The 23,141-nt window shown below is 63.7% G+C and carries 22 protein-coding genes; 15 read left to right on the top strand and 7 right to left on the bottom strand.

Annotated features, from left to right (window positions below; genetic code table 11):
- Positions 1-19: 19 nt before the first annotated feature.
- Together PJE01S_RS25390 and PJE01S_RS21635 are read right to left on the bottom strand one after the other, a co-directional pair.
- On the bottom strand, positions 20-223 hold the full coding sequence (locus PJE01S_RS25390) for a hypothetical protein (protein WP_157090434.1): 204 nt from the start codon (positions 221-223) through the stop codon (positions 20-22).
- A 259-nt stretch (positions 224-482) separates the two neighbouring features.
- Positions 483-872 carry a RidA family protein gene (locus tag PJE01S_RS21635; RefSeq protein WP_068835794.1) on the bottom strand — a complete coding sequence of 130 codons (390 nt, stop codon included), beginning with the start codon at positions 870-872 and terminating at the stop codon, positions 483-485.
- 237 nt (positions 873-1,109) lie between these two features.
- Here PJE01S_RS21635 and PJE01S_RS21630 point away from each other — a divergent pair, with 237 nt between their 5' ends.
- The 8 genes from PJE01S_RS21630 to PJE01S_RS21595 all read left to right on the top strand — a co-directional run bounded on the left by PJE01S_RS21630 (position 1,110) and on the right by PJE01S_RS21595 (position 10,337).
- Positions 1,110-2,669, top strand: coding sequence for an ABC transporter substrate-binding protein (locus tag PJE01S_RS21630; protein WP_068835793.1), 1,560 nt, complete (start codon positions 1,110-1,112; stop codon positions 2,667-2,669).
- 115 nt (positions 2,670-2,784) lie between these two features.
- Positions 2,785-3,726, top strand: a complete 942-nt coding sequence (locus PJE01S_RS21625) for an ABC transporter permease (RefSeq protein ID WP_068835792.1) — start codon at positions 2,785-2,787, stop codon at positions 3,724-3,726.
- 18 nt (positions 3,727-3,744) lie between these two features.
- Positions 3,745-4,584 (top strand): ABC transporter permease, encoded by an 840-nt coding sequence (locus tag PJE01S_RS21620; protein ID WP_068835791.1) that lies wholly within the window; start codon positions 3,745-3,747, stop codon positions 4,582-4,584.
- 10 nt (positions 4,585-4,594) lie between these two features.
- Complete coding sequence (locus tag PJE01S_RS21615) at positions 4,595-5,650, top strand: ABC transporter ATP-binding protein (RefSeq protein WP_068835790.1); 1,056 nt, start codon at positions 4,595-4,597, stop codon at positions 5,648-5,650.
- The gene (locus PJE01S_RS21610; protein ID WP_068835789.1) at positions 5,647-6,615 is read left to right on the top strand and encodes an ABC transporter ATP-binding protein; all 969 of its coding nucleotides are present in this window, start codon (positions 5,647-5,649) and stop codon (positions 6,613-6,615) included. Before PJE01S_RS21615 ends, PJE01S_RS21610 begins: the two co-directional genes overlap by 4 nt.
- 18 nt (positions 6,616-6,633) lie before the next feature.
- A complete protein-coding gene (locus PJE01S_RS21605) occupies positions 6,634-7,926 on the top strand; it encodes an alanine racemase (protein WP_068835788.1) in 1,293 nt (430 codons plus the stop codon).
- Positions 7,927-7,932: 6 nt separating this feature from the next.
- Positions 7,933-8,865, top strand: a complete 933-nt coding sequence (locus PJE01S_RS21600; RefSeq protein WP_068835787.1) for a MurR/RpiR family transcriptional regulator — start codon at positions 7,933-7,935, stop codon at positions 8,863-8,865.
- Entirely contained in the window at positions 8,862-10,337 is a 1,476-nt protein-coding gene (locus tag PJE01S_RS21595) for an N-acyl-D-amino-acid deacylase family protein (RefSeq protein ID WP_068835786.1), read from the top strand. Before PJE01S_RS21600 ends, PJE01S_RS21595 begins: the two co-directional genes overlap by 4 nt.
- A 60-nt stretch (positions 10,338-10,397) precedes the next feature.
- Here PJE01S_RS21595 and PJE01S_RS21590 read toward each other — a convergent pair whose 3' ends face one another.
- Complete coding sequence (locus tag PJE01S_RS21590; RefSeq protein ID WP_068835785.1) at positions 10,398-11,381, bottom strand: LysR substrate-binding domain-containing protein; 984 nt, start codon at positions 11,379-11,381, stop codon at positions 10,398-10,400.
- Between the two features lie 127 nt (positions 11,382-11,508).
- On the opposite strand from PJE01S_RS21590, the gene PJE01S_RS21585 reads away from it, so the two are divergent.
- The gene (locus PJE01S_RS21585) at positions 11,509-12,000 is read left to right on the top strand and encodes a DUF2917 domain-containing protein (protein WP_068835784.1); all 492 of its coding nucleotides are present in this window, start codon (positions 11,509-11,511) and stop codon (positions 11,998-12,000) included.
- 379 nt (positions 12,001-12,379) lie between these two features.
- The gene (locus tag PJE01S_RS21580; RefSeq protein WP_068835783.1) at positions 12,380-13,024 is read left to right on the top strand and encodes a glutathione S-transferase; all 645 of its coding nucleotides are present in this window, start codon (positions 12,380-12,382) and stop codon (positions 13,022-13,024) included.
- On the opposite strand, the gene PJE01S_RS21575 is transcribed toward PJE01S_RS21580, so the two are convergent.
- Positions 13,021-13,431 carry a TfoX/Sxy family protein gene (locus tag PJE01S_RS21575; protein ID WP_068835782.1) on the bottom strand — a complete coding sequence of 137 codons (411 nt, stop codon included), beginning with the start codon at positions 13,429-13,431 and terminating at the stop codon, positions 13,021-13,023. The two genes, PJE01S_RS21580 and PJE01S_RS21575, sit on opposite strands and share 4 nt — an antisense overlap.
- Positions 13,432-13,942: 511 nt before the next feature.
- On the opposite strand from PJE01S_RS21575, the gene PJE01S_RS21570 reads away from it, so the two are divergent.
- The 3 genes from PJE01S_RS21570 (at position 13,943) to glmU (ending at position 18,657) form a co-directional block, all read left to right on the top strand.
- Positions 13,943-14,473 carry a hypothetical protein gene (locus tag PJE01S_RS21570; protein WP_068835781.1) on the top strand — a complete coding sequence of 177 codons (531 nt, stop codon included), beginning with the start codon at positions 13,943-13,945 and terminating at the stop codon, positions 14,471-14,473.
- 22 nt (positions 14,474-14,495) lie between these two features.
- A complete protein-coding gene (locus PJE01S_RS21565; RefSeq protein WP_068835780.1) occupies positions 14,496-16,802 on the top strand; it encodes a beta strand repeat-containing protein in 2,307 nt (768 codons plus the stop codon).
- Positions 16,803-17,238: 436 nt separating this feature from the next.
- Positions 17,239-18,657: a bifunctional UDP-N-acetylglucosamine diphosphorylase/glucosamine-1-phosphate N-acetyltransferase GlmU gene (gene glmU, locus PJE01S_RS21560; protein ID WP_068835779.1), complete on the top strand. Its 1,419-nt coding sequence runs from the start codon at positions 17,239-17,241 to the stop codon at positions 18,655-18,657.
- 95 nt (positions 18,658-18,752) lie between these two features.
- Here the strand turns inward: glmU and PJE01S_RS21555 are convergent, their stop codons facing one another.
- Positions 18,753-19,238, bottom strand: a complete 486-nt coding sequence (locus PJE01S_RS21555) for an Lrp/AsnC family transcriptional regulator (RefSeq protein WP_068835778.1) — start codon at positions 19,236-19,238, stop codon at positions 18,753-18,755.
- A gap of 133 nt (positions 19,239-19,371) precedes the next feature.
- Here PJE01S_RS21555 and glmS point away from each other — a divergent pair, with 133 nt between their 5' ends.
- Positions 19,372-21,222, top strand: a complete 1,851-nt coding sequence (gene glmS / locus PJE01S_RS21550) for a glutamine--fructose-6-phosphate transaminase (isomerizing) (protein ID WP_068835777.1) — start codon at positions 19,372-19,374, stop codon at positions 21,220-21,222.
- A 304-nt stretch (positions 21,223-21,526) separates the two neighbouring features.
- Here the strand turns inward: glmS and PJE01S_RS21545 are convergent, their stop codons facing one another.
- Positions 21,527-21,754 (bottom strand): hypothetical protein, encoded by a 228-nt coding sequence (locus tag PJE01S_RS21545; RefSeq protein ID WP_068835776.1) that lies wholly within the window; start codon positions 21,752-21,754, stop codon positions 21,527-21,529.
- 60 nt (positions 21,755-21,814) lie between these two features.
- Positions 21,815-21,940: a hypothetical protein gene (locus PJE01S_RS26225; protein WP_281178634.1), complete on the bottom strand. Its 126-nt coding sequence runs from the start codon at positions 21,938-21,940 to the stop codon at positions 21,815-21,817.
- Between the two features lie 177 nt (positions 21,941-22,117).
- On the opposite strand from PJE01S_RS26225, the gene PJE01S_RS21540 reads away from it, so the two are divergent.
- Positions 22,118-23,104 (top strand): quinone oxidoreductase family protein, encoded by a 987-nt coding sequence (locus PJE01S_RS21540; RefSeq protein ID WP_377372191.1) that lies wholly within the window; start codon positions 22,118-22,120, stop codon positions 23,102-23,104.
- Positions 23,105-23,141 lie beyond the last annotated feature (37 nt).

The raw sequence follows: 23,141 nt of genomic DNA, 5'->3' as shown, positions 1-23,141 counted from the left end.
ACCAACAACGCCCGGCACCTTAGTCCGCTGTTGACACGATAGGCGCCACCAACTTCTTCAGCCGGTCGGCCAGCGTCACCTTGCCGGACTCCCGCTCCAGCTCGGCCATGGACTCGTTCAGGTCGCGCATCAGCTCCACCCGGCTCTCGTCGATCAGCTTCAACTCTTTCGGGTGGTATTCCTTCCCTACCCGTCCTGGCTGGGCTGAGGAGCGCAGAGCCAAGCGGATCAGGGCTCGCGATTGTCTGAGCCGAAGGCGAGTTCGAGCGAGACCCCGCTTGGCTCGAGCACCGCAAGTTGCCCGTAGCGCAGCGAAGGGACCCAGACTGCGGGTCGCCTTTTCTTTGGGTACTTTCTTTTGGCGAAGCAAAAGCAAAGTGCCTCGCCCGCCGGGGCGAGACCCGGCTTGGTCGTGAAGATTAAACGCTATTAATTAAATAGCTGCCTGTTCCCGTATTTATTGGGCTAGCGGCCAAAAATACTCAACGCGGCTTGTAAGCCACCACATCAATCTCGACCCGCGCATCCACCATCAGCCGCGCCTCGGTGGTGGAGCGGGCGGGTTTGCCGTCGCCAAAGTAGCTCATGTAAACCCGGTTGAAGCTGCCGAAGTCGCGCGCATCCTGCAGCCACACGGTGGTCTTGCAGACGTCTTCCAGCGTGCAGCCGGCCAGCGCCAGGGCGGCGGAAATGTTTTTCATGACCTGGCGCGTCTGCACCTCGATGCCGCCCTGCACGATTTCGCCTTTTTCGTCGCCGGGCACCTGGCCCGAGACATAGACGAAATCGCCGGCGCGCACGGCAGGCGAAAACGGGCGGGGCTGGTGGTCGGAGGCGATCGGTGGGTTGCCAAGAAACTCGAGTGCGGACATAAAAAACTCCTGGTTAAGGTCAATGAAACAAGGGGAAATCGGGAAAACACTGCCGAAAGGCACCGGCACGGTGCGGGTGACGGGCCGCGCGCCCTAAAGGCATGCAGTAACGCCTCTTAATGTGAAATATATTTTCATCTTAAGGGTTTATTTCGAGGGTTTTCACTGATTTTCGGAAATTATTGCTGGCATATTCTTTGCAACTTGAAAATTACTTTCATTTTTAAGGAGATCGGCATGCTGCAAAAATTCTGGATCAGCCGTCGCCATGCGCTGGCTTTGGCACTCGCGGTAGGGGGCGCAGCCCTGCTGCCGATCGGCGCGCAAGCGCAGGCCCCTGCGAAATCGGCCCTCAACCTGGCCATGATTGCCGAGCCGCAAACGCTGGACCCCATGGCCTCGACCGCCGATCTGGTCGGCACGATCATGCAGCATGTGTACGAGCCGCTCTACACCTTTGATGCCAAATGGAACATGGTGCCCATGCTGGCCGAGGGCATGCCCAAGGTGTCGGCCGACGGCAAGCGCTACAGCATCACCTTGCGCAAGGGGGTGCAGCTGCACAACGGCCGCGAACTGAACGCCGAGGACGTGGTGGCCAGCCTGAAGCGCTGGATGGACGTCTCGCCGCGCGGCAAGGCGCTCTCCAAGGACGTCGAGGCCTTGACGGCCAATGGCAGCTACGGTGTTGAAATTGTGCTCAAGGCCCCCTACGCGCCGCTGCTGCCGCAGCTGGCCCTGCCTTCCGGCATGGCCGCCATCATGGCCAAGGAGTCGATTGCCACGCCGCTGAAGGAGTTCGTCGGCACCGGCCCCTACAAATTCAAGGAGCGCCGTCCCGACCAGTATGTGCTGCTGAGCCGTTTTGAGCAGTACTCGGCTCGCAAGGAAGCGCCCAGCGGCTACGGCGGCAAGAAGACGGCCGTGGCGGAGGAGTTGCGTTTCATTCCCGTGCCGAACGCCAACACGCGTGTCGAAGGCTCGCTCGCCGGCCAATACCATTTCGCCGACCTGCTGCCGACAGAAGCCCTGGGTCGCCTGGAGAAATCGGGCGGCAAGACGGTGCCCATCCTGACGCCCTCGTTTGGTTTCCCTTACTTTGTGTTCAACACCAAGGAGGGCGTGATGGCCTCCCTGCCGGTGCGCAAGGCGGTGCAAACCAGTTTTGGTGAGGGCGAGATGCTGGCCGCCGGTTTTGGCGACACGCGCTTCTTCACGGCCGAGCCCAACCATTTCCCCAAGGGCACGCCCTTCTATTCGGCGGCCGGGGCCGCGAGCTACAACGAGCGCGATGCGGCCAAGGCCAAGGGCCAGGCGGCACAGGCCGGCTACAAGGGCGAGACCATCCGCATCCTGACCAGCCGCCAGTACGATTTCCACTACAACATGGCCCTGATCATGGCCGAGCAGCTCAAGCGAGCCGGCTTCAAGGCGGAGCTGAATGTGGTCGACTGGGCCACGCTGGTGCAGCGCCGCAACGACTCCAAGCTCTGGGACATCTACATCACCCATTCGGGCCAGTTCCCCGAGCCCATGCTGTCGCCGCCGCAACTGGGTGACGGTGCGCCCGGCTGGTGGAACACGCCCGCCAAGCAGGCTACGCTGGCGGCCTTCAACCAGGAGACCAACCCGGCCAAGCGCGGCGCCTTGTGGGGTGCGGTGCAGCAGGCGGTGTACGACGAAGTGCCTTACATCAACGTCGGCAAGTTCAACAGCCTGTCGGCCCGTTCGCCCGCGCTGCAGGGCTATGTGCCGTCCACCTGGCCGTTCTTCTGGAACACCGGTCTGAAAAATTGAACCCCCACGCTTGTCGCTTCGCGTACTACGCTGCCCCCCGAGGGGGCCGTGCTTGCTTGGGGCGGCCCGGCGCGGCGCACATTAATGTTGCTTCTTTAACTGAAGAAAAACTGTCATGACCCGTTATTTGTTGTCGCGTCTTATGGGCATGGTGCTGGTGATGGCGCTGGTGGCGGTCCTCGTGTTCGTGCTCACGCGCGCCGCCTCGGGTGACCCCGTCACGGTGCTGCTGGGCGACCAGGCCACGGCCGAAGACATTGTGCGCGTGCAAAAAGAGTATGGCCTGGACAAGCCGCTGCCGGTGCAGTTCGGCTACTGGCTCAAGGAGCTGTCGCAGGGCAACCTGGGCCAGTCCATTTTTTTGCAGCGTCCGGTCACGCAGGCGCTGTGGGAGCGGGCCGAACCCACGACCCTGCTGGCGCTGCTGTCCCTCTTCATCGCCGCGGTGATTGGCGTGCCCTGCGGCATTGTCTCGGCGGTCTTTCGCGGCAAGTTCATCGACCAGCTGCTGACCGGCTTTGCCATGCTGGGCGCCAGCATTCCCAGCTTCTGGTTCGGCCTGGTGCTGATGCAGATTTTTTCGGTGTCCATGGGCTGGTTCCCGGTCTCGGGCTACGGTGACCCGGGCGCCACGCTGCTCGAACGCATTCACTACCTGGTGCTGCCTTCGACCGTGCTGGGCGTGCTCAACTCCGCGCTCATCATCCGCTTCACGCGCGCCTCCATGCTCGATGTGCTGGGCGAAGACTATGTGCGCACGGCCCGCGCCAAGGGCTTGAGTGAAAACGTGGTGGTGCTCAAGCATGCGCTACGCAATGCGCTGGTGCCCATCGTCACGGTGCTGGGCTTGACCGTGGCGCTGCTGATTGGCGGCGCGGTGGTCACCGAAACCGTGTTCGGCCTGCCCGGTGTCGGCAATCTGGTGGTGAGCGCCGTGCTGCGGCGCGACTACCCGGTGATCCAGGGCGCCTTGCTGGTGGTGGCCATGATTTATGTGGTGATCAATTTCCTGACCGACCTGCTGTACCGGGTGGTCGATCCCCGGGTCAAGTACTGAGCGACTGAGCGCTGTTATATGAAAATTCCACTCGTTCTTAAAAAACTGTTCCGTCGCCGCATTGTGCTGGCTGCCGCCATCTGCCTGCTGCTGGTGGTGGTGCTGGCCCTGCTGGCCAACGTGGTCACTGGCTACGACCCGAATGACACCGCGGTGCGCGAGCGCCTGTCGGTGCCCACGGCCAGCCATCTGATGGGCACCGACGAACTCGGGCGTGACCTGTTTGCGCGCATCGCCTTTGGCGGCCGCTATTCGCTCACGATTGCCGCGCTGACCGCCATGGGCTCGATTGCGTTCGGCACGCTGTTTGGCCTGGTGGCGGGTTTTTTCCGCCGGCTCGATGCACCCATCATGCGCGTGGTGGACGCCATGATGTCTTTGCCCGACATCCTGCTGGCCATTGCGCTGGTGGCCATTTTGGGCCCCTCCATGCTCAATGTGGTGCTGGCGCTGGTGCTGGTGTATTCGCCGCGCGTGGCCCGCGTGGTGCGCGCCTCGACCCTGGTGGTGCGCGAGCTGCTGTTTGTCGAAGCGGCGCGGGCCGTCGGCGTGTCGACCGCCGGCATCTTGTGGCGGCACATCCTGCCCAACCTGATGTCGCCCATCCTGGTGCAGGCCTCGTTCATCTTTGCCTATGCCATCCTGGCCGAGGCCGCGTTGTCCTTCCTGGGCGTGGGCGTGCCGCCCGAAATCCCGACCTGGGGCACCATGGTGGCGGGCAGCCAGCAGTATGCGCACGAGGCGCTCTGGATCGTGCTGTTTCCCGGACTCGCCATCATCCTGACCGCGCTGTCCCTGCAGTTGCTGGGTGACGGCGTGCGTGATTTGCTGGACCCCCGGCTCAAGAAGTCGATGTGAGACCCCGACCATGAATTCAAACGCTAATGCACCACGGCTCGATGTCCGCCACCTCAGCACGTTTTTTGACACCGACGAGGGACTGATCCGCTCGGTGGCCGACGTGAGCTTCAGCATCCGTCCCGGCAAGACCACCGCGCTGGTGGGCGAGTCCGGCTCCGGCAAATCGGTGACCAGCCTGACCCTGATGCGCCTGCTGCCCCGCACCGCCTCCACCCAGGTCAGCGGCCAGGCCTTGTTTACCAACCGGGCCGGCGAGACGCTGGATTTGCTGGCCTTGCCCGAACCGGCCATGCGCCGCATACGCGGCAATGAAATTGCGATGATTTTCCAGGAGCCCATGACCAGCCTGAACCCCGTGTTCACGGTGGGCGAGCAGATCGCCGAGTCGGTGCGCCTGCACATGGGGCTGGACCGCGCGGCGGCCCTGGCCCATGCCCAGCGCATGCTGGAGCTGGTCGAGATCCCGGCCGCGGCGCAGCGCCTGCACGAGTACCCGCACCAGTTGTCGGGCGGCATGCGCCAGCGCGTGATGATTGCGCTGGCCATGGCCTGCAACCCGACCTTGCTGATTGCCGACGAACCGACCACGGCGCTGGATGTGACCATCCAGGCGCAGATCCTGGAGCTGATGCGCCGCCTGCAGCACGAAACCGGCATGAGCATTCTGTTCATCACGCACAACCTGGGGGTGGTGGCCCACCACGCCGATGATGTGGCGGTGATGTACGCGGGCCGCATTGTCGAGTCGGCCCCGGTGAAAGATTTGTTTGCCTCACCGCAGCACCCCTACACCCAGGGCTTGCTGGCCTGCCTGCCGGCGCAGCAGCGCAAGCGCGAGCTGGCCGCCGGTGAAGTGGGAGCCAAGCGTCGCCTGTACGCCATTCGCGGCCAGGTCTCAAGCCCGCTGGCCCCGCCGCCCGGCTGCGCGTTTGAGCCGCGCTGCGACCATGCCATGGCGGCTTGCCGCGTAGCCATGCCCGGCTTGCGCAATGCCGGGCCGCAGCGCGCAGCGCGCTGCATCCTGGTGCCTGAATCCGCCGCTGTTCCATTGGAGATCGCATGAGCGCACCGCTGATCGAAGTCAAACAACTGCACCGCTATTTCGGCGCGCCGGCCAAGCCGGTGCGGGCGGTGGACGATGTGTCCTTTTCCATCCAGGCCGGCGAAACGCTGGGCCTGGTCGGCGAATCGGGTTCCGGCAAAAGCACCATTGGCCGCACTTTGCTGCGCCTGATCGAAAGCACCTCGGGCCAGGTGCTGTACCGCGGCGAAGACCTGGGGGCGGCCTCCAGCGCCCGCATGCGCACCTTGCGCAGCAAGCTGCAGATGATCTTCCAGGACCCCTACGCCAGCCTGAACCCGAAGATGCGCGTGAAGGACATTCTGGGCGAGGCTTTGCAGGTGCATGGGCTGGCCAAAGGCAAGGAGGCCAGGAACAAGCGCATTGCCGAGCTGCTGGAACTCGTCGGCTTGCGCGCCGAACATGCCAGCCGCTACCCGCATGAGTTTTCGGGCGGCCAGCGCCAGCGCATTGGTGTGGCCCGCGCTCTGGCGGTCGAGCCCGAATTCATCGTGGCCGACGAACCGCTGTCGGCGCTCGATGTCTCGATCCAGGCGCAGGTGGTCAACCTGCTGTGCGACCTGCGCGACCGCCTGTCGCTGACCATGCTGTTCATCTCGCACGACCTCGACGTGGTCGAATACCTGTGCGACCGCGTGGTGGTGCTGTACCTGGGCCGGGTGATGGAAGTGGCGCCTACGGCCGAGCTGTTTGCGCGGCCCTTGCACCCCTACACCCAGGCCCTGCTGGCCGCCTCGCCCAAGCCCGACCCCGAGCAGAAAAGTGAGCATGTCGCGCTCAAGGGCGACATTCCCAGCCCCGTCAACCCGCCTTCCGGCTGCGTGTTCCGCACCCGCTGCCCGCATGCGATCGAGGCCTGCGCCAGCACCCGCCCCGAGCTGCGCGACATGGGGCAAGGCCGTTTCAAGGCCTGCATCCGCGATGACATCGCGCTGGTGGCGGCATAAACCAAGAAAGAATCATCCATGACCACTTTGCAAGACCTTCTCGACCCGGAAATCGATCGCTCCTTCAAGGGTTTTCCCCACACAAGCGGGCCGGTTCGCCGCTCCGACATGGGCAAGCAGGGCTGGAACGTGCTCAGGGGCGACCTGCCGCTGCCGCTGGCCGTCGTCAAGCAATCGGCGATGAGGCACAACCTTGGCTGGATGCAGCGCTTTGCCAAAGGCCAGGGCGTGGACATGGCGCCGCATGGCAAGACGACGATGTCGCCGCAACTGCTCCAGCGTCAGCTCGACGAAGGCGCCTGGGGCCTGACCTTTGCCACGGTCGCGCAGATGCGCGCCGGCATCACTGCCGGCGCCCGGCGCCTCATCATCGCCAACCAGGTGGTGAACGCCATCGACCTGGCCGGCATCCAGGGCATGCTGCGCGAATACCCCGGCCTGCGCATCGTGTTCCTGGTGGATTCGCCGGCACAGCTGGCGCTGATCGAAGCTTGGGCGCGCACGAATGCCGCCCTGGTGGTCTCGCCCTTCGAGGTGCTGCTGGAGATCGGCGTCATGGGCGCGCGCACGGGCGTGCGCAACGAAGCCAATGCGATGGCCCTTGCCGCCGCCATCCACGCCAGCCCGGCCTGCCGCCTGGTGGGCATCGAGACCTATGAAGGGCAGGGCGCCACGGGTGATTCGGAAGCGGACAAGGCGTATGCCGACACGCTCATGCAGCGCGTCTGCGGTATCGCCCTGGCCTGCGACCGGCAAGGCCTGTTCGACGGCGACGAAGTTTTGATGACCGCCGGCGGCTCGGCGATTTTTGACTTGGTCAGCGGCTGGCTCACGCCCAAGCTTTCCCGGCCGGTGCGCGGCCTGCTGCGTTCGGGCTGCTACATCACGCATGACCACGGCAACTACAAGCGCCTGGTCGCCTCGGTCAATGCCCGCCTGCATGACAGCGATGGCCTGAAGCCCGCCATCGAGGTCTGGGCCACGGTGCAGTCCTGCCCCGAGCCGGGCTTGGCCATTCTGGCCGTTGGCCGGCGCGACCTGTCCTACGATCTGGAACTGCCGATACCGCTGTCCTCGGTCAATGCGCCCGGCGCCGCGCCCGTGGCCGCGCCATCGGACTGGAAGATCACGGCCCTCAACGACCAGCACGCCTACCTGCGCGGCACCGGCCCCGAACATGCGGCGCTCAAGGTGGGCGACCTGGTGGCGCTGGGCATTTCACACCCTTGCACCACCTTTGACAAATGGCGCTGGATGCCGGTGGTCGATGAAAGCTACACGGTGTGCGATGCCCTGGTGACCTGTTTCTGACACCCCATGACTTCAAAAGTTCTAGCCAAAATTGCCGAAGCCATCGCAAGCGCGCCGACCTCGCGGCGCAACGTGCTGGCGCTGATCCTGCAGGACCCCCAGCGGGTGCTGGATGAGAGCTTTGAGCAGCTGGCGCAGCGCGCGGGCAGCTCCTTGCCCACCGTCATGCGCACCTGCCGCGACCTGGGCTACCCGGGCCTGCGCGAGTTCAAGCTGGCGCTGGCGCAGGAAATGGCCGTCAGCGGTTCGCCCCTGCATCGCCGGGTGCAGCTCCATGACGGCGCGCAGGAGGTCATCTCCAAAGTCATCAAGGGGGCCGCCACCGCGGTCAGCGGGGTGCAGGCCCAGCTCAGCGTGGCGGCGGTAGAAGCCGCCGCCGACGCCATCGTTCGCGCCAGCCGCGTGGACTGCTACAGCGTGGGCGTGACCTCCAGCTTCATGGCCTCCGACATGCAGGCCCGGCTGTTCCGGCTGGGGCTGGTGTCCAACGCCTACCTGGACATCCATTTGCAGCTGGTGTCGGCGGCCACCATTGGCAAACAGGGCGTGGTGTTTGCCATTTCGCACGTGGGCGGCATGCCGTCGCTGATCGAAGCGGTGGACGTGGCCCGCTCGCAGGGCGCCACGGTGATTGCCCTGACCCAGCAGGGCACCGAGCTGGCCCGGCATGCCGACATTGTGCTGGGCATCCATGTGCCTGAGGATCCGGTCATGCATGTGGGCACCGAGGCCTACCTGGTCCACCTGACCGTGATTGAAATTGTCACGGTGCTGGTGGCGCAGCGCCTGGGCGACCTGGCCGTCAAGCGACTGGGCGGCGTGCGCGACGTGCTCAGCACGCGCGGCGTGGACATGCGGCACTACCCCAAGCTCGATTGGGGGACGGCCGCCGCGGTCAACGAAAGCAAACTCACACTCAACGAAAGCGATGCCAAATGACGCGAGCTACTTTGCTAGAGAATGGGCTGGTGATTGATGGCACAGGTGCCAGTGGCTGGACCGGCGATGTGCTGCTGGTCGGTGACCGCATTGCGGCGGTCGGCAAGAATCTGCGTCACCAGTTGCCTGAAGGCCTGGCGCTGCAGGAGGTGAGCTGCGTGGATTGCACCGGCCTGGCCATCACGCCCGGCTTCGTCGATGTACACACGCACGACGATGCGATCGTGCTCAAGCACCCCGACATGCTGCCCAAGGTGTCTCAGGGCATCACCACCGTGATCGGCGGCAATTGCGGCATTTCGCTGGCGCCTTTCGTGGTGGAGCAGTCCGCGCCGCCGCTGAACCTGCTCGGCGCCGACTCCTTCCGCTTTGATTCGGTGCAGAGTTATGAGCGCGCCGTGATGGATGCACGGCCCGCGGTCAACGTGGCGGTGCTGATTGGCCACACCACCTTGCGTTTTGCCTGCGTGGGCGACCTGAGCCGCGCGGCCAGCGCCAGCGAGCTGGACGCCATGTGCGCCCTGCTCACGCGCTGCATGGAAGAGGGGGCGACCGGCCTGTCGTCGGGTCTTTTTTATGAAGAGGCGTTTGCCGCGCCCGCGGAAGAAGTGGTGCGGCTGGCCCAGGTGGTCTCGCGCTTCGGCGGGGTGTACGCGACGCACCTGCGCAGCGAAATGCAGGCCATCATCGAAGCGCTGCATGAGGCCGGCGACACGGCCTTTCGCGCCGGCGTGCCGCTGGTCATTTCACACCACAAATGTGCCGGCCCGGCCAACTGGGGGCGCACGCAGGAAACCCTGCCGCTGATCGAATCGCTCGCCGGCCGCCAGGCTGTGGCCATGGATGTCTATCCCTACATGGCCGGCTCCACCGTGCTGCGCGAGGACCTGGTCGATGGCGTGATCGACGTGCTGGTGAGCTGGTCCACGCCGCATCCCGAGATGACGGGACGCACGCTGGCCTCCATTGCCGCCGAATGGGGTGTTGACCAGAAGACGGTGTGCCGCCGCCTGCAGCCCGGCGGCGCCTGCTATTTCCAGATGCACGAGGACGATGTCAAACGCGTCATTGCGCATCCGCTGACCATGATCGGCTCGGACGGCCTGCCGCATGACCAGCATCCGCATCCGCGGCTGTGGGGCGCCTTCCCGCGCGTGCTGGCGCGCTACTGGCGCGAGCAGAACCTCTTTTCGCTGGAAACCGCCATCTACAAGATGACCGGCCTCTCCGCCCGCAATTTCCGCCTGCACGAGCGCGGGCAACTGCAGGCCGGCTGGCATGCCGACGTGGTGGTGCTGGACCCGGCCCGGGTGCGCGATGTGGCTACCTATGAAGACCCGATCGCGCTGTCTGAAGGCATTGAAAAGGTCTTCGTCAATGGCGAACTGGCCTATGTCAATGACGCCGCTGATCACAGTGAAGCCCGTGTGAAGGCACATGCCGGCCGGCTGTTGAAGCGCAACGCGCCCTAGCTAGAGCCTGTTCACGCTACAACGGGAGGCGCGTTGACCGGCTCCGTCGAATGCGTGTTTTCAATCGAGCCCGTCCAGCGTGTCCGGATCGGGCACGTCACCAATCGCCTGGCGGGTCTGCGCCGCCTGGTCCTTGAGCCATTCACAAAACGCCATCACTTCGGGCCGCGCCACATTGCGCGGGCCTATGATCAGCCAGTAGTCCATCGGCGAGTCCATGCGCATGTGCGGCAAGGGCTCCACCAGATCGCCCAGGGCCAGGCTTTCGGAAATCAGCGGCAGCCGTGCCAGCACCACGCCCTGGCCGGTAAGCGCCGCCTGCACCATCTGGTAGGAGTAGTTGAAATAGAGCCAGCGTTTGGCTTCCAGCTTGGGTGCGGCATGCTGATCAAGCCAGCGTCGCCAGCTCAGCCAATCCAGGTGCGTGTGGTGGGCGTCGCCTGCTTCAATCAGCGTGAACTGCGCCAGGTCATCGGGCTTCTTGAGGGGCGGCCCGCTTTTGAGCAGCCAGGGGCTGATGACCGGCGTGATCTGCTCGCCGAACAGCCGGATCGCATGCGGCGGCATACGGTTGGCCGGGGCATAGCGCAGGGCCAGGTCCAGGTCTGCAACATCCAGGTCAACCGCCGCGTCTGACGCATCAATCCGGATATCGATGTCGGGGTTGTCCTGCTGGAAAACCTCCAGCCGCGGAATCAGCCACATCGACGCAAACGAGGCAAAGGTGGTCAGCGAGACGCTTTTGCGTCCGGCGCTCTGGCGGATTTGTCGCACCGCGCCGTCGATGCGCTCCAGCGAGGGCGTGACCGCGCGCAGCAACAGGCCACCGGCACTGGTGAGCTCCACGGCCCGGGTGTGGCGGTGAAAGAGGCTGACGCCGACATCTTCTTCCAGCCCCTGGATCTGGCGGCTCACGGCCGACTGCGTGAGGGCCAGTTCTTCGGAGGCGGCGCGGAAGTTGAGGTGGCGCGCGACCGCTTCAAAGGCGCGCAACTGACCGGCGGAAATCGGCCGTGAGCGTAAATGGGTTTGTGAATGCAGCATGACAGGGGTGTGGCTATTGATGCGTTTATGGAATGAATAGCGTACCGCGAATTCATTGGACCGGGAAGCCCCGCCGCGCGATCATTCAGGCCTCGTTTCTGATTTCAGGTCTTTTTTGGAGAACACCATGGACCACGCAACGTCTCATCACTCAAGCGATCACTATCTGCAACAAGCGACCGATGCCACCACCGGCCGGGTTGAAGGCTTGCCCGGTTGCTGGAAGCTGGGCGCGGGTCGGGCGCTGACCTTGCATGCCAGCCAGGCCGGCGAGCTGCGCATTGCGCACGGCCGGGTGTGGGTCACTTTCAACAATGCCGGGCAAGACCTTAGCGTGCGCGCCGGCGACCATTTCCTCAGCCGTGGCGACGGCCTGTTCCTGCGGGCTGGTGAAAGCCTGGTGATGGAGTCTTTCGGCATAGGCCATGTGCCATCGGCCTACTTCAGCTGGGAGCCGGCGCGGGCCAGCCGCAGCGAAACCGTTTCGCGTGTCGGTGTGCCGGGGCTGGCAGGCCGGGCCATGACGCGGCTTGCGACCGCTTTTGCTATCAGTTTCGTAGCTGCTCGCGCCCGTTGCACCTCGCCGGAGCGCTCTTTCAATCCGCGAACCTGCGAATAAGGTGACCGGGTGGGCGGATTCAACGGCAAATTCTGGAGCACCTCATGGAAACGCTGAGCAGCTTGCCGTCGCGGGACTCGCCGCCGTCTGTTTTGCAGGCATGCCTTGCCGGGGCTGGCTGTGCCCTGGCCCCGCAGTCCGCGCGCTGGCAGGCGGCGGTGATGCAGCCGCTGTGCGAGTTGGGCCTGGCACTGGGGACGGCCGTGCTGGCGCTGGGCCGCCTGCTGGTTGGCGTCGCAGGGTATGCCGACTTCCTGGTGGCCGGACGCGGCCGGGTGTGCCGCCGCTGGAATCCAACCCGCCTTGAAGCGTTTCATGGCTACCAGCGCGGCATGCCGTTAAGCTGGCGTTTTCGCCTTCAGTCTCAACAGGAAAAATCATGCAACTCATCGGAATGCTCGACTCACCTTATGTCCGCCGCGTGGCGATCTCGCTGCAACTTCTCGGCCTGCGCTTCGAGCACCGGTCCATCTCCGTCTTCAGCACGTTTGCACAGTTTCAGCAGATCAATCCGGTCGTCAAGGCGCCAACGCTGGTCTGCGACGACGGCGAGGTGCTCATGGATTCGACGCTGATCCTCGATTACGCCGAAGTCCTCGCGGCGCCGCGAAAGAGTCTCATGCCCACAGGCATTTCAGAGCGCCAGCATGCCCTGCGAGTGATCGGCCTCGCCCTCGCTGCATGCGAAAAAAGCGTTCAGATCATCTATGAAAGAAACCTCAGGCCTGCCGAGAAGCTGCACGAGCCCTGGGTATCACGCGTGACCGGGCAGCTGTTGGCGGCCTGCGGGGCGCTTGAATCCGAGCTGCATCGCAGGCCGCTGGCGGTCGCCAGCGACACCATCGACCAGGCCGGAGTCAGTGCTGCGGTCGCGTGGCAGTTCACGCACATGATGCTTCCCGAAGTCGTCAATGCCGCGGACCACCCGGCCTTGCGCGAGTTTTCATCCCAAGCGGAGTTGCTGCCGGCGTTCAGTGCTGCACCCCACGGCTCCAGCACTTACCGTCATGATGGCCAGGCTTAACCTTTTTTGAGGCGTTTTTGAGGTGCTGTCGGGGGTGCCTTGACGCCGGGCTTGCGCGCTTTCAGGGCGCAGTCCAGCGACAGCCGCGCCCAAGAGGCCATCTGTCCCGGTGACTCCATCGCTTCTTCGGGCGCGCTGTAGTGATTCATGCTTTTGGCCACCTTCACCCCGTCCCTGGTGACGCTGTAGACAAAGCGCTCGCAGCCGGCCGCTTCAAACAGATGGCGCGTGTCCTTGTCGGCCTTGAGCCAGAGTTTTTCGCCCTTGCCCAGGTCGGCAATCAGGGCAATGCTCAGGCCACCCGTGCTGATGCCAAAGCCGCCAAACATGCGTTTGGCCGTGCACGGCCCCACACTGGATAAAAGCTCACAGCAATAAATGGCGAAGTCGTTTTGGGGGCTGGTCATGGCGCAACCATAGCGCAACGATGGGAGTCATTGCGCCGGTGAGCGCGATTATTTGCGCATGACCACCGTTCCCGAAAGCGCTCTCGTACCCGCAGCCTCCGCCCCGGCAGCACACCCGGCGGCTGCCGGCCCGCCCGCCTTTTGCTGATCTGCCATGTCGTCTTGACGGGACGGCTCCGGTGTGGCGCCCTGCGCCATCGCTACCCATTTCTTCCTCTCTCCCCCTGGACTGGATGCTGGCGTCGCCGAAAGGTCGCATGGGCCGGCCGATGCATGGCCCGGTGAAAAACGAATGAATGTCACATTCCGTGTCAAATGTCACGAACTCACGGGGCGCAAGAAGAAGGCCTTAATTTGAGGGTCTACACCCATCATGTTTTAGGGTCTTTTCCATGTGATTTGAGGGTCTGCTTCCTGCTGGTTTGTTTCCGATCGTAAATACTGAAGTCGACATGAAACATCCATGAAACATCTTGTTGGGTGTCATTGGATTGCAGTCCTGGAGACGAACATGGCGATAGTCAGAAATCTCACCTTAGCGCTCAGTAGTCTGGTCGCCGGCGTCAGCGCTTTCGCCGCCGATGCCCCCGCCCCTGCTTCAGGCGGCAGCAACGGGGTCAGTGGCGTCACGCAAGCTGCCGTTGCCAGTGGCGTGTTGGCCTGCGCCAGCCGGATCAACCAGGTTGCCCTGTTCATCAGCAATGGCAACCCCTCCAGCGCCGCGCTGTTTGGCAACGCCACTGAGCCCGACCAGCGGCTGACCAGCCTGTCGATGGAAATTTCTCCAAGGGATGGACCTTCGGCCTACGCCAGCGCCAGCTTTGCGCCCAACCAGGCCAACGGCTGCGGCGCCGTCTACGAGGCCATCGTGTACTGGCCACAGAACTGCGACACGGTGGCCAGCAAGCAATTTGGCAATGCCAAAAAGGGCCCGACGTTACACAAATCGGTGCTGACCCTGGAAACCAGCGGCCCCACCCGAATTTTTTTGATGCCAGCCGGTAGCGGCTGTGTGTCCATCAAAAAAGAGGTCGTCTTGTAAAGCCAGCCAACGGAGATATGTCATGAATAATCCACGAGACATTCATAAATCCGATTCCGTCGCAGCCTGCTCCGTCCCCCAAAAAATCAGTCATCGGTTTAAATTCAATGCGCGCCAGGCGGCGATTGCGGCGCTGGTTACCGGTGTTTTTTCCGCGCAGGCCGCATCTGGCGTGCAGGTCCTCGCCAACGAGGATGGCAGCGTGGTGATTAACGCCGACAAAGACCAGACGCGCAACGGCGAGTTCATCCAGCTCAATCTTTCTGGACAAACCGTCTACCAGGCCACCTCCACAGCGACTGGAATTTCCACCACCATCAACGGCGCAACCACCATCAACGGCGACACCACCATCAATGGAGCAAGCACGCTGGTCGGTACGACCACGGTAGGTACTGGTGCCAACCAGATCACGCTCGATGCGACAAACGGAAATATCAGCGCGAACGGAATCAATGCCGGCAGCGGTGCGATCCAGACCACCGGAACCGTCTCCGGAGGCACAGGCAACTTCACCACGTTGAACGCCACCGACCTGGGGGCCACGACCGGAAACATAGGCACGCTCAACAGCGGCAGCATCAATAATTCGAATGACATTTTCACGGGTACCCTGATCTCCACGGACGATGTGGGCGTTGGCCGAAATCTGGCTGTCAACGGTGACGTCGGTGTTGCGGGGACGCTGTCTGTAAGCGGCGGCACCAGCAACCTGATGGGCCTCACCAATGTCGGTGATTTGAGCAACACCGGAGCCATCGGCACCAATACCCTGGCCACAACGGGCAATGCTTCGGTCGGCGGCACGCTGACGGTGACCGGCGCCAGCACCCTGAACGGTGCGACGACGGTCAATGGCACGCTGGACGTGACGGGGCAGACCACGACGGCTGGTGTTAGCAACGTCGGTGATTTGAACAACACCGGCGCGCTGAACCAGACCGGCGCCAGCACTTTCAACGGCGCGACCACCATCACGGGTGCCACTGCAATCAACACCACGGGCAACGCAGCTACGGTCATAGGCAACGCCAACAGCGCGACCACCGTCGGCGGCACACTGACGGTGACTGGTACCAGCACCCTGAACGGTGCGACAACGGTGAACAACACCCTGGACGTGACGGGACTGACCACGACGGCCGGCGTTAACAACACGGGCACGCTGAACAACAACGGTGCGCTGAACCAGACCGGTGTGAGCACCCTGAACGGTGCGACGACCGTGACGGGGGTGACCAATGTCAACACGACCGGTTCTGCCGCCACCAACATCAACACTGGCGCCAGCAACGGTGCCGTCACGATCGGCAACGCGGCCAATATGACCAGCCTGAACAGCGCCATCAACAACATCGGCGTTTCCAGTCTTGTGGGGGCGGCGACGGTCAACAACATCGGTACCAACAGCAGCTTCGCCAGCACCAATTCCATTGGCAATACCAATGTTGGGACACAGGTGACAGCCTACGGTGGCAATAGCACCGTTTCGGTGACCAATGGCCGTGCCAGCCTGAGTTCTGGCGCCAGCGGCTTCACCACCTACAGCAATGCCCAGACCCTGTCAGCAACGCCGGCAACGCTCAGTGCCCAGCTCAACGGCGTCGGGGACGCTGCGAGTCGCCAGACCATCGCGGGTGCGCAGTATGTCAACCGCCTGGAAGGCAACACGCTGATCAATGGCAACACCTACATCAATGGCACGCTGGTCTACACGTCCAACAGCTCGGTGACCACCATGGTGACCTCGGGCGCTTCGGTGCTGGCGGGTGCGAACCAGGCGACCAATGGCCAGATGGCGCTCGGCAACTCCGGCGGCTGGGGAGCAAAAGTGGATGCCAATGGCAAGATCACGCAGGGCGTTACCAGCCAGTCCACGGCCTCGCTGACCCTGACGAACGGCATCGGCAACACCCACGGTCTGGTGGTGACCGAGACTCAGACCACCCTGTCGGGCGGTACGCATTCCAGCAGCCTGGCCCTGAGCGACAATGGCGCCACCTTCTCGGACTCGGCTAGCGGAGCGCCGGTGCAGGTTCGCGGCGTGGCAGACGGCAGCGGCGACTTTGACGCGGTCAACAACCGGCAGTTGAAACAAGTCGCGGCGGGTGTGGCAGGTGCCACGGCCATGGCCAACATTCCACAGGTTGACCAAGGCAAGACCTTCGCAGTCGGCGTGGGCGTCGGCAACTTCCAGAGCCAGACCGCCCTGGCGATCGGCGCCTCTTACCGCGCAACCCCTAACGCGGTGGTCAAGGCCTCGGTTTCCACCGTCAACGGCATCAGCAAGAGCACCAGCCTTGGCCTGGGTGTGGCGTACTCCTGGTAAATCGGGGCGCCGGCCTGCCGTTTCCCGCCGGCCTGTCAGCGGCGGTGCTGCACACTTCAGGCAGGCCTCTTTGGCGGGCGACGGGAACCGGCCCATCAGGGTGGCGAAGTCCTGCTTGGCGGCCATGCCTTGCGCATGACGCCAGACGCTGCGCTGTCCTGAAAAGGCGGCCTGGCGTCTGGCTTTTTTGATATGCGCTGCTCCGAAATGGGCTGACAGCTTGCGGCGCATATCGTCCCTCACTGCGCACACCGCCCCGGCGTCCAAGTCAAAGGCCAGCTCGGGCGCCCGGTTGTAGACGATTTTCACGGCGCTGTAGGCCTGCAGTCATCCGGCCGCCACCAGCATGGCCGGCCCATCGATAATCCGGGGGTATCCGCGCAGGCCAGTCCGCGCGTTGATGCCCTTCAGTCACCAACCCAATTCAGGAAACCTCATGGCAACCCCCATCGACGTCGTCATCATGGCCGCAGGCAAAGGCACGCGGATGAAAAGCAAGTTACCCAAGGTATTGCACCGCTTGGGCGGCCGCGCCCTGCTGGCGCATGTGATGGACTGCGCCGCGCAGCTTTCGGCGCGCCAGGCGGTGGTGATCTGCGGCCACGGTGCCATGGAAGTTGAAGCGGCTTGTGGCCGCATGGCGGGCGCTGCGGGCGATTTGAGCGTTAAATTTGCGCGCCAGGAGCCGCAGCTGGGAACCGGCCACGCGATGCAGCAAGCCCTGCCTTTGTTGCCTGACGACGGCGTCACGCTGGTGCTGTCGGGCGACGTGCCGCTGACCCAGGCCGCCACCCTGACGGCCCTGCTGGCGCAGTGCGAGGGCCAGCGATTGGCGCTGCTCACGCTCAACATGGCCGACCCCACGGGCTACGGCCGCGTCGTGCGCGCCGGCCCGGGGGCGTCGGCGCAGGTGCGTGCCATCGTCGAACACAAGGATGCCAGCGAAGCCCAGCGCGCCATCCACGAAATCTACAGCGGCATCATGGCCGTGCCCACGCGTTTGCTGCGTGGCTGGCTGAGCCGGCTCGACAACCAGAATGCGCAAAACGAGTACTACCTCACCGACATCGTGAAATTTGCCGTCGCCGATGGCATGGCCGTGGTGGCGCACCAGATCACCGATGCTGCACAGGTGGCCGGCGTCAACAGCCCCGTGCAGCTGGCCGAGCTGGAGCGCGTGTACCAGCTGCGCCAGGCCACCGCCTTGATGGAGCAGGGCGTGCGCCTTGGCGATCCGGCTCGCCTGGATGTGCGTGGTGTGCTGACCTGCGGCCAGGATGTCGAGATCGACGTGAACTGCATTTTTGAGGGCCAGGTCAGCCTGGGCGAAGGCGTGCGCGTGGGTGCCAACTGCGTGATTGCCAATGCCGCCATTGCTGCGGGCGCGGTCATCCACCCGTTCACCCATATCGACGGCGAAAAGCTGGGAGTGCAGGTCGGCGAGGGCGCGCTGATTGGCCCGTTTGCCCGGCTGCGGCCCGGCGCGCAGTTGGGTGCCGAGGTGCACATCGGCAACTTTGTCGAGGTGAAGAATTCGACGCTGGCCAAGGGCGCCAAGGCCAACCATCTGGCTTATCTGGGCGATGCCACCGTGGGTGAAAGAGTCAACTACGGCGCGGGCAGCATCACCGCCAACTACGACGGCGCCAACAAGCACCGCACCGTGATCGAGGCCGACGTGCACATCGGCAGCAACTGCGTGCTGGTGGCGCCGGTGACGATTGGGCAGGGCGGCACCGTGGGCGGCGGCTCCACCATCACCAAGGACACGCCTGCCGGCGCCCTGAGCGTGGCGCGCGGCAAGCAGCTCAGCCTGCCCAACTGGAAGCGCCCGGCCAAACTGCCCAGGGGCTGAGCGCTCCTGCATGCCATGACGTGGGTCGGGTGAGTCAAAGGGGGCTAGCCCGGCCTGCGATTTGCTATCAATGTAATAGCTGCTTGCGCTCGCCGCTACTGGGCTAGAAGCACTTTTGGTTTGAATTTTGCACGTTTGGTGCTGAAGAAGGCCTTGACGTTGCGCACATTCGCATCGCTGGTAAACAGCCGCTGCGCCAGCGCCAGGTAGCGTGGCATGTCGGCCACATGCACCAGCAAGATGAAGTCCGGCCCCGGCGACACCCGGTAGCACTGCTGCACGGCATCGTCCAGCACCACGCGCGCCTCAAAGGCCTCCAGCTGCTCGGCACCCTGGCGGTCCAGCGTGATCTCGACCAGCGCGGTCAGGCCATGGCCCAGCAGGGCGGCGAGCTTGTCGGGGCTGAGCAGGGCGATTTCACGTTCAATCAATCCGGCATCGCGCAAGCGCTTGACGCGCCGCAGGCAGGTGGGCGGTGAAATATGCGCGCGTTCCGCCAGGGCCTGGTTGCTGAGGGCGGCGTCATCCTGCAAGGCTTCCAGCAGCTTGAGATCGATGGCGTCTACGTCTATTTGTTCCATTCTGTGATTATTTATGAAATTTTATTTAATGCATTGATATTGGTGAAATTTAATTCCATTTTTTGATAAATATCAATCACATTGAAAAACAACTACCCAGTAGCATCGTCAGCATTGTTTTCAGGAGTTGTTTATGTGCGGCATCGTTGCGTCGGTCTCTACGAGAAATATTGTTCCCATCCTGGTGCAGGGCCTGCAGCGGCTGGAGTACCGCGGTTATGACTCCTGCGGCGTGGCGGTCCATGCCGATGGCCTGAAGCGCGCCCGCAGCACCTCGCGCGTCGCCGAGTTGCAGGCGCAAGTCAGCGCGGAACACCTGGAAGGCGGCACCGGCATTGCCCACACGCGCTGGGCCACGCACGGCGCGCCTGCCGTGCACAACGCGCACCCGCATTTCAGCCACGGCAGCGGCGCGGGTAGCAACGCCCGCCCCGGCAAGGTGGCCTTGGTGCACAACGGCATCATTGAAAACCACGACGAGCTGCGCGCCGCCTTGCAGGCCAAGGGCTATGTGTTTGACAGCCAGACCGATACCGAGGTCATCGTGCACCTGATGGACAGCCTGTACGACGGCGATCTGTTTGAAGCGCTCAAGGCCGCCGTCGCGCAATTGCGTGGCGCCTACGCCATCGCCGCCTTCTGCAAGGACGAGCCGCACCGCGTGGTCGGCGCGCGGGCCGGCTCGCCGCTGATCCTGGGCGTGGGCCAAGACCATTCTGAAAACTTCCTGGCCAGCGATGCCATGGCGCTGGCGGGCGTGACCGACCAGATCGTCTACCTGGAGGAGGGCGACCTGGTCGATATTCAACTCGGCAAGTACTGGGTGTTTGACCGCCAGCATCAGCGCGCGGCGCGTGAGGTCAAAACCGTGCACGCCCACAGCGGCGCGGCCGAGCTGGGTCCGTATCGCCATTACATGCAAAAGGAAATCTTCGAGCAGCCGCGCGCCATTGCCGACACGCTGGAAGGCGTGGAGGGCATTGTTCCCGAGCTGTTTGGCGATGGCGCCTACCGTGTCTTCCAGGACATCGACTCGGTGCTGATCCTGGCCTGCGGCACCAGCTACTACAGCGGCTGCGCGGCCAAGTACTGGCTGGAATCCATTGCGAAAATTCCGACCCAGGTGGAAGTGGCCAGCGAATACCGTTACCGCGACTCCGTGCCCAGTCCGAAGACGCTGGTGGTCACCATCACGCAAAGCGGCGAAACCGCCGATACGCTGGCCGCGCTGCGCCACGCGCAAGGCCTGGGCATGACGCAGACACTGACCATCTGCAATGTGGCCACCTCGGCCATGGTGCGCGAATGCAAGCTCGCCTACATCACGCGCGCCGGCGTGGAGATCGGCGTGGCCTCGACCAAGGCCTTCACGACGCAACTGGCCGGCCTTTTCCTGCTCACGCTGGCGCTGGCGCAGGCCAAGGGCCGCCTGAGTGAAGAGGACGAAGCCGCGCACCTCAAAGCCATGCGTCATTTGCCCGCCGCCTTGCAAGCCGTGCTGGCGCTGGAGCCGCAGGTCATCAGCTGGGCTGAGGATTTTGCCAAGATGGAAAATGCGCTCTTCCTCGGGCGCGGCCTGCATTACCCGATTGCGCTCGAAGGCGCCTTGAAGCTGAAAGAGATCAGCTACATCCACGCCGAGGCCTATCCGGCCGGCGAGCTCAAGCATGGCCCGCTGGCACTCGTGACCAGCGCCATGCCGGTGGTGACCGTTGCGCCGAATGACGCGCTACTGGAAAAGCTCAAAAGCAATATGCAGGAAGTGCGCGCGCGAGGCGGCGTGCTGTACGTGCTGGCCGATGCCGACAGCCACATCGACAGCAGCGAAGGCGTTCACGTCATCCGCATGCCCGAGCACTACGGTGCCTTGAGCCCGCTGCTGCATGTGGTGCCGCTGCAGCTGCTGGCGTACCACACGGCGGTTGCGCGCGGGACGGATGTGGACAAGCCCAGGAACCTGGCCAAATCTGTCACTGTAGAGTGACGGATTTGGGGCGGCATGGAGTTTGTTCCGCGCAATTAAAGTCGTAAACAGGTTATTAAAGTCGTAAACACGGCTCCAGCATCCATGCGGGTTTGCGGGTCTTTGGATTTTCGAGACGGATTTCTAAAGTCGTAAACACATCCTCAACCCAGGGTGTCGATCGGCCGCAATGCAGCGGGGAACAAACCTAAACGGGACCGGTCATTGGAAACAACGGCTCGAACTTCTGAAGCCGGCTAGGAGCGCGCGTCACGGACGGAGGGTTGTCGAAGCAGCTGGTACCGCCGGGATCGGTGCTCGACGATCAGGCAGTTGCGATGGCAACGTGCGCCTGGATGTCCCCTTCCACCGGACCTGAGCCAAAGCGGGCGGCGTTCGCCGCAGCGCCGGCTTCGGTCGCTTGCGCGAGCGCGCCTGGGCCTTTGGCTTCGATTTCGGCGCGCAGCGGCGAGCCCTGGCAATAGCCAATTACCGGGTCGCGAGGCGATGCGGCGCGGCTTCGCTCGCGGACGGTGACGATTTCCGTACCCACCTTGATCTTGCTGAATTCGTTGAGTGGAGAACGTCGTCCAGACGACGTTCTTGCCTGTGCTCACAAGGCAATAGGAGGAGGGGGCGCCGCGATCATCGCCGCGTTCTCCATGGCCAATTCGAAGTCGCTGGCCTGGGGCATCGAGATGTGCGGCAATTCGGCCACCCGGTCGGCGTGTTGGCTCACTGCGCCAGCTCTGGTTTGACTGCGTGCTGAAAAAAATGACAGTCCGATGTCGTCAATGGCAAACGTCTGGCGCGCAATGTCAAGCGCGAATCGGGGCGCGGTCCAAGAATACCTCTCCTGTAGTCAGCGTAATAGCCGCATGTGCAAATCGCTGGCCACAGACCCTACCTACAGGAGATGGCATTGGCGAAAGTGATTCGAATCGACCGCGTCGGAGGACCCGAAGTTCTGCGGCTTGAAGACATTGATGTCTTCGAGCCCGGCCCCGGCGAGGTGCGCCTGCGCCACGTGGCGGTGGGCCTGAACTACGCCGACACCTATTTCCGCAACGGTACCTACCCGATCCCCCTGCCCAACGGCATGGGCGTCGAGGCCGCCGGTGTCGTACAAGCCGTGGGCGAGGGCGTGACGAACGTGGTCGTCGGTGACCGCGTCACCTACACCGGTTTCATCAACACGCTGGGAGCCTACAGCACCGAGCGCCTGATCTCGGCCGCGCCGTTGATCAAGCTGCCGGACGGCATCGCCTTTGAGACCGCCGCTGCGATGACCATGCGCGGCCTGACCTCGGCCTACCTGATGCGCCGGATCCACCCCTTCAAGGCCGGCGACACCGTGCTGCTGCACGCCGCTGCCGGCGGCGTGGGCCTGATCGTCTCGCAATGGGCCAAGCTGCTGGGCCTGACCGTGATCGGCACCGTTTCCACCGGCGAGAAGGCAGAAGTCGCGCGCGCCCATGGCTGTGACCACACCATCAACTACAGCCACGAGGATGTCGCCAAGCGGGTGCGCGAGTTGACCAATGGCGTTGGCGTGAACGTGGTGTTCGACAGCGTGGGCAAGAGCACCTTCATGGCGTCGCTCGATTCACTCAAGCGCCGCGGCCTGATGGTGTGCGTGGGCACGGCCAGCGGCACTATTCCGCCGTTCGATCCGCAGATCCTGGCGCGCAAGGGCTCGTTGTTCCTGACGCGCCCGGCGCTGGCCGACTACATCGCCGACCCGGCCGAGAAGGCCGAGCTGGCCGGCGAGATCTTCGGTCACGTGGCTGCCGGGCGCATCCGCATCGACATCAACCAACGCTACGCGCTGCCCGACGCCGCGCAAGCCCACCGGGACCTGGAGTCGCGCAAGACCACCGGTTCATCCATCTTCGTCATCTGACGAGTCCCCATACAACAAGGAGACCCCCATGCGAGTT

This window comes from Polaromonas jejuensis NBRC 106434 (genome assembly GCF_001598235.1).
Classification (GTDB): Bacteria; Pseudomonadota; Gammaproteobacteria; order Burkholderiales; family Burkholderiaceae_C; genus Polaromonas; species Polaromonas jejuensis.
The sequence above is the reverse complement of the archived record's forward strand: the minus strand, read 5'-3'. Positions and strand labels throughout refer to the sequence as shown.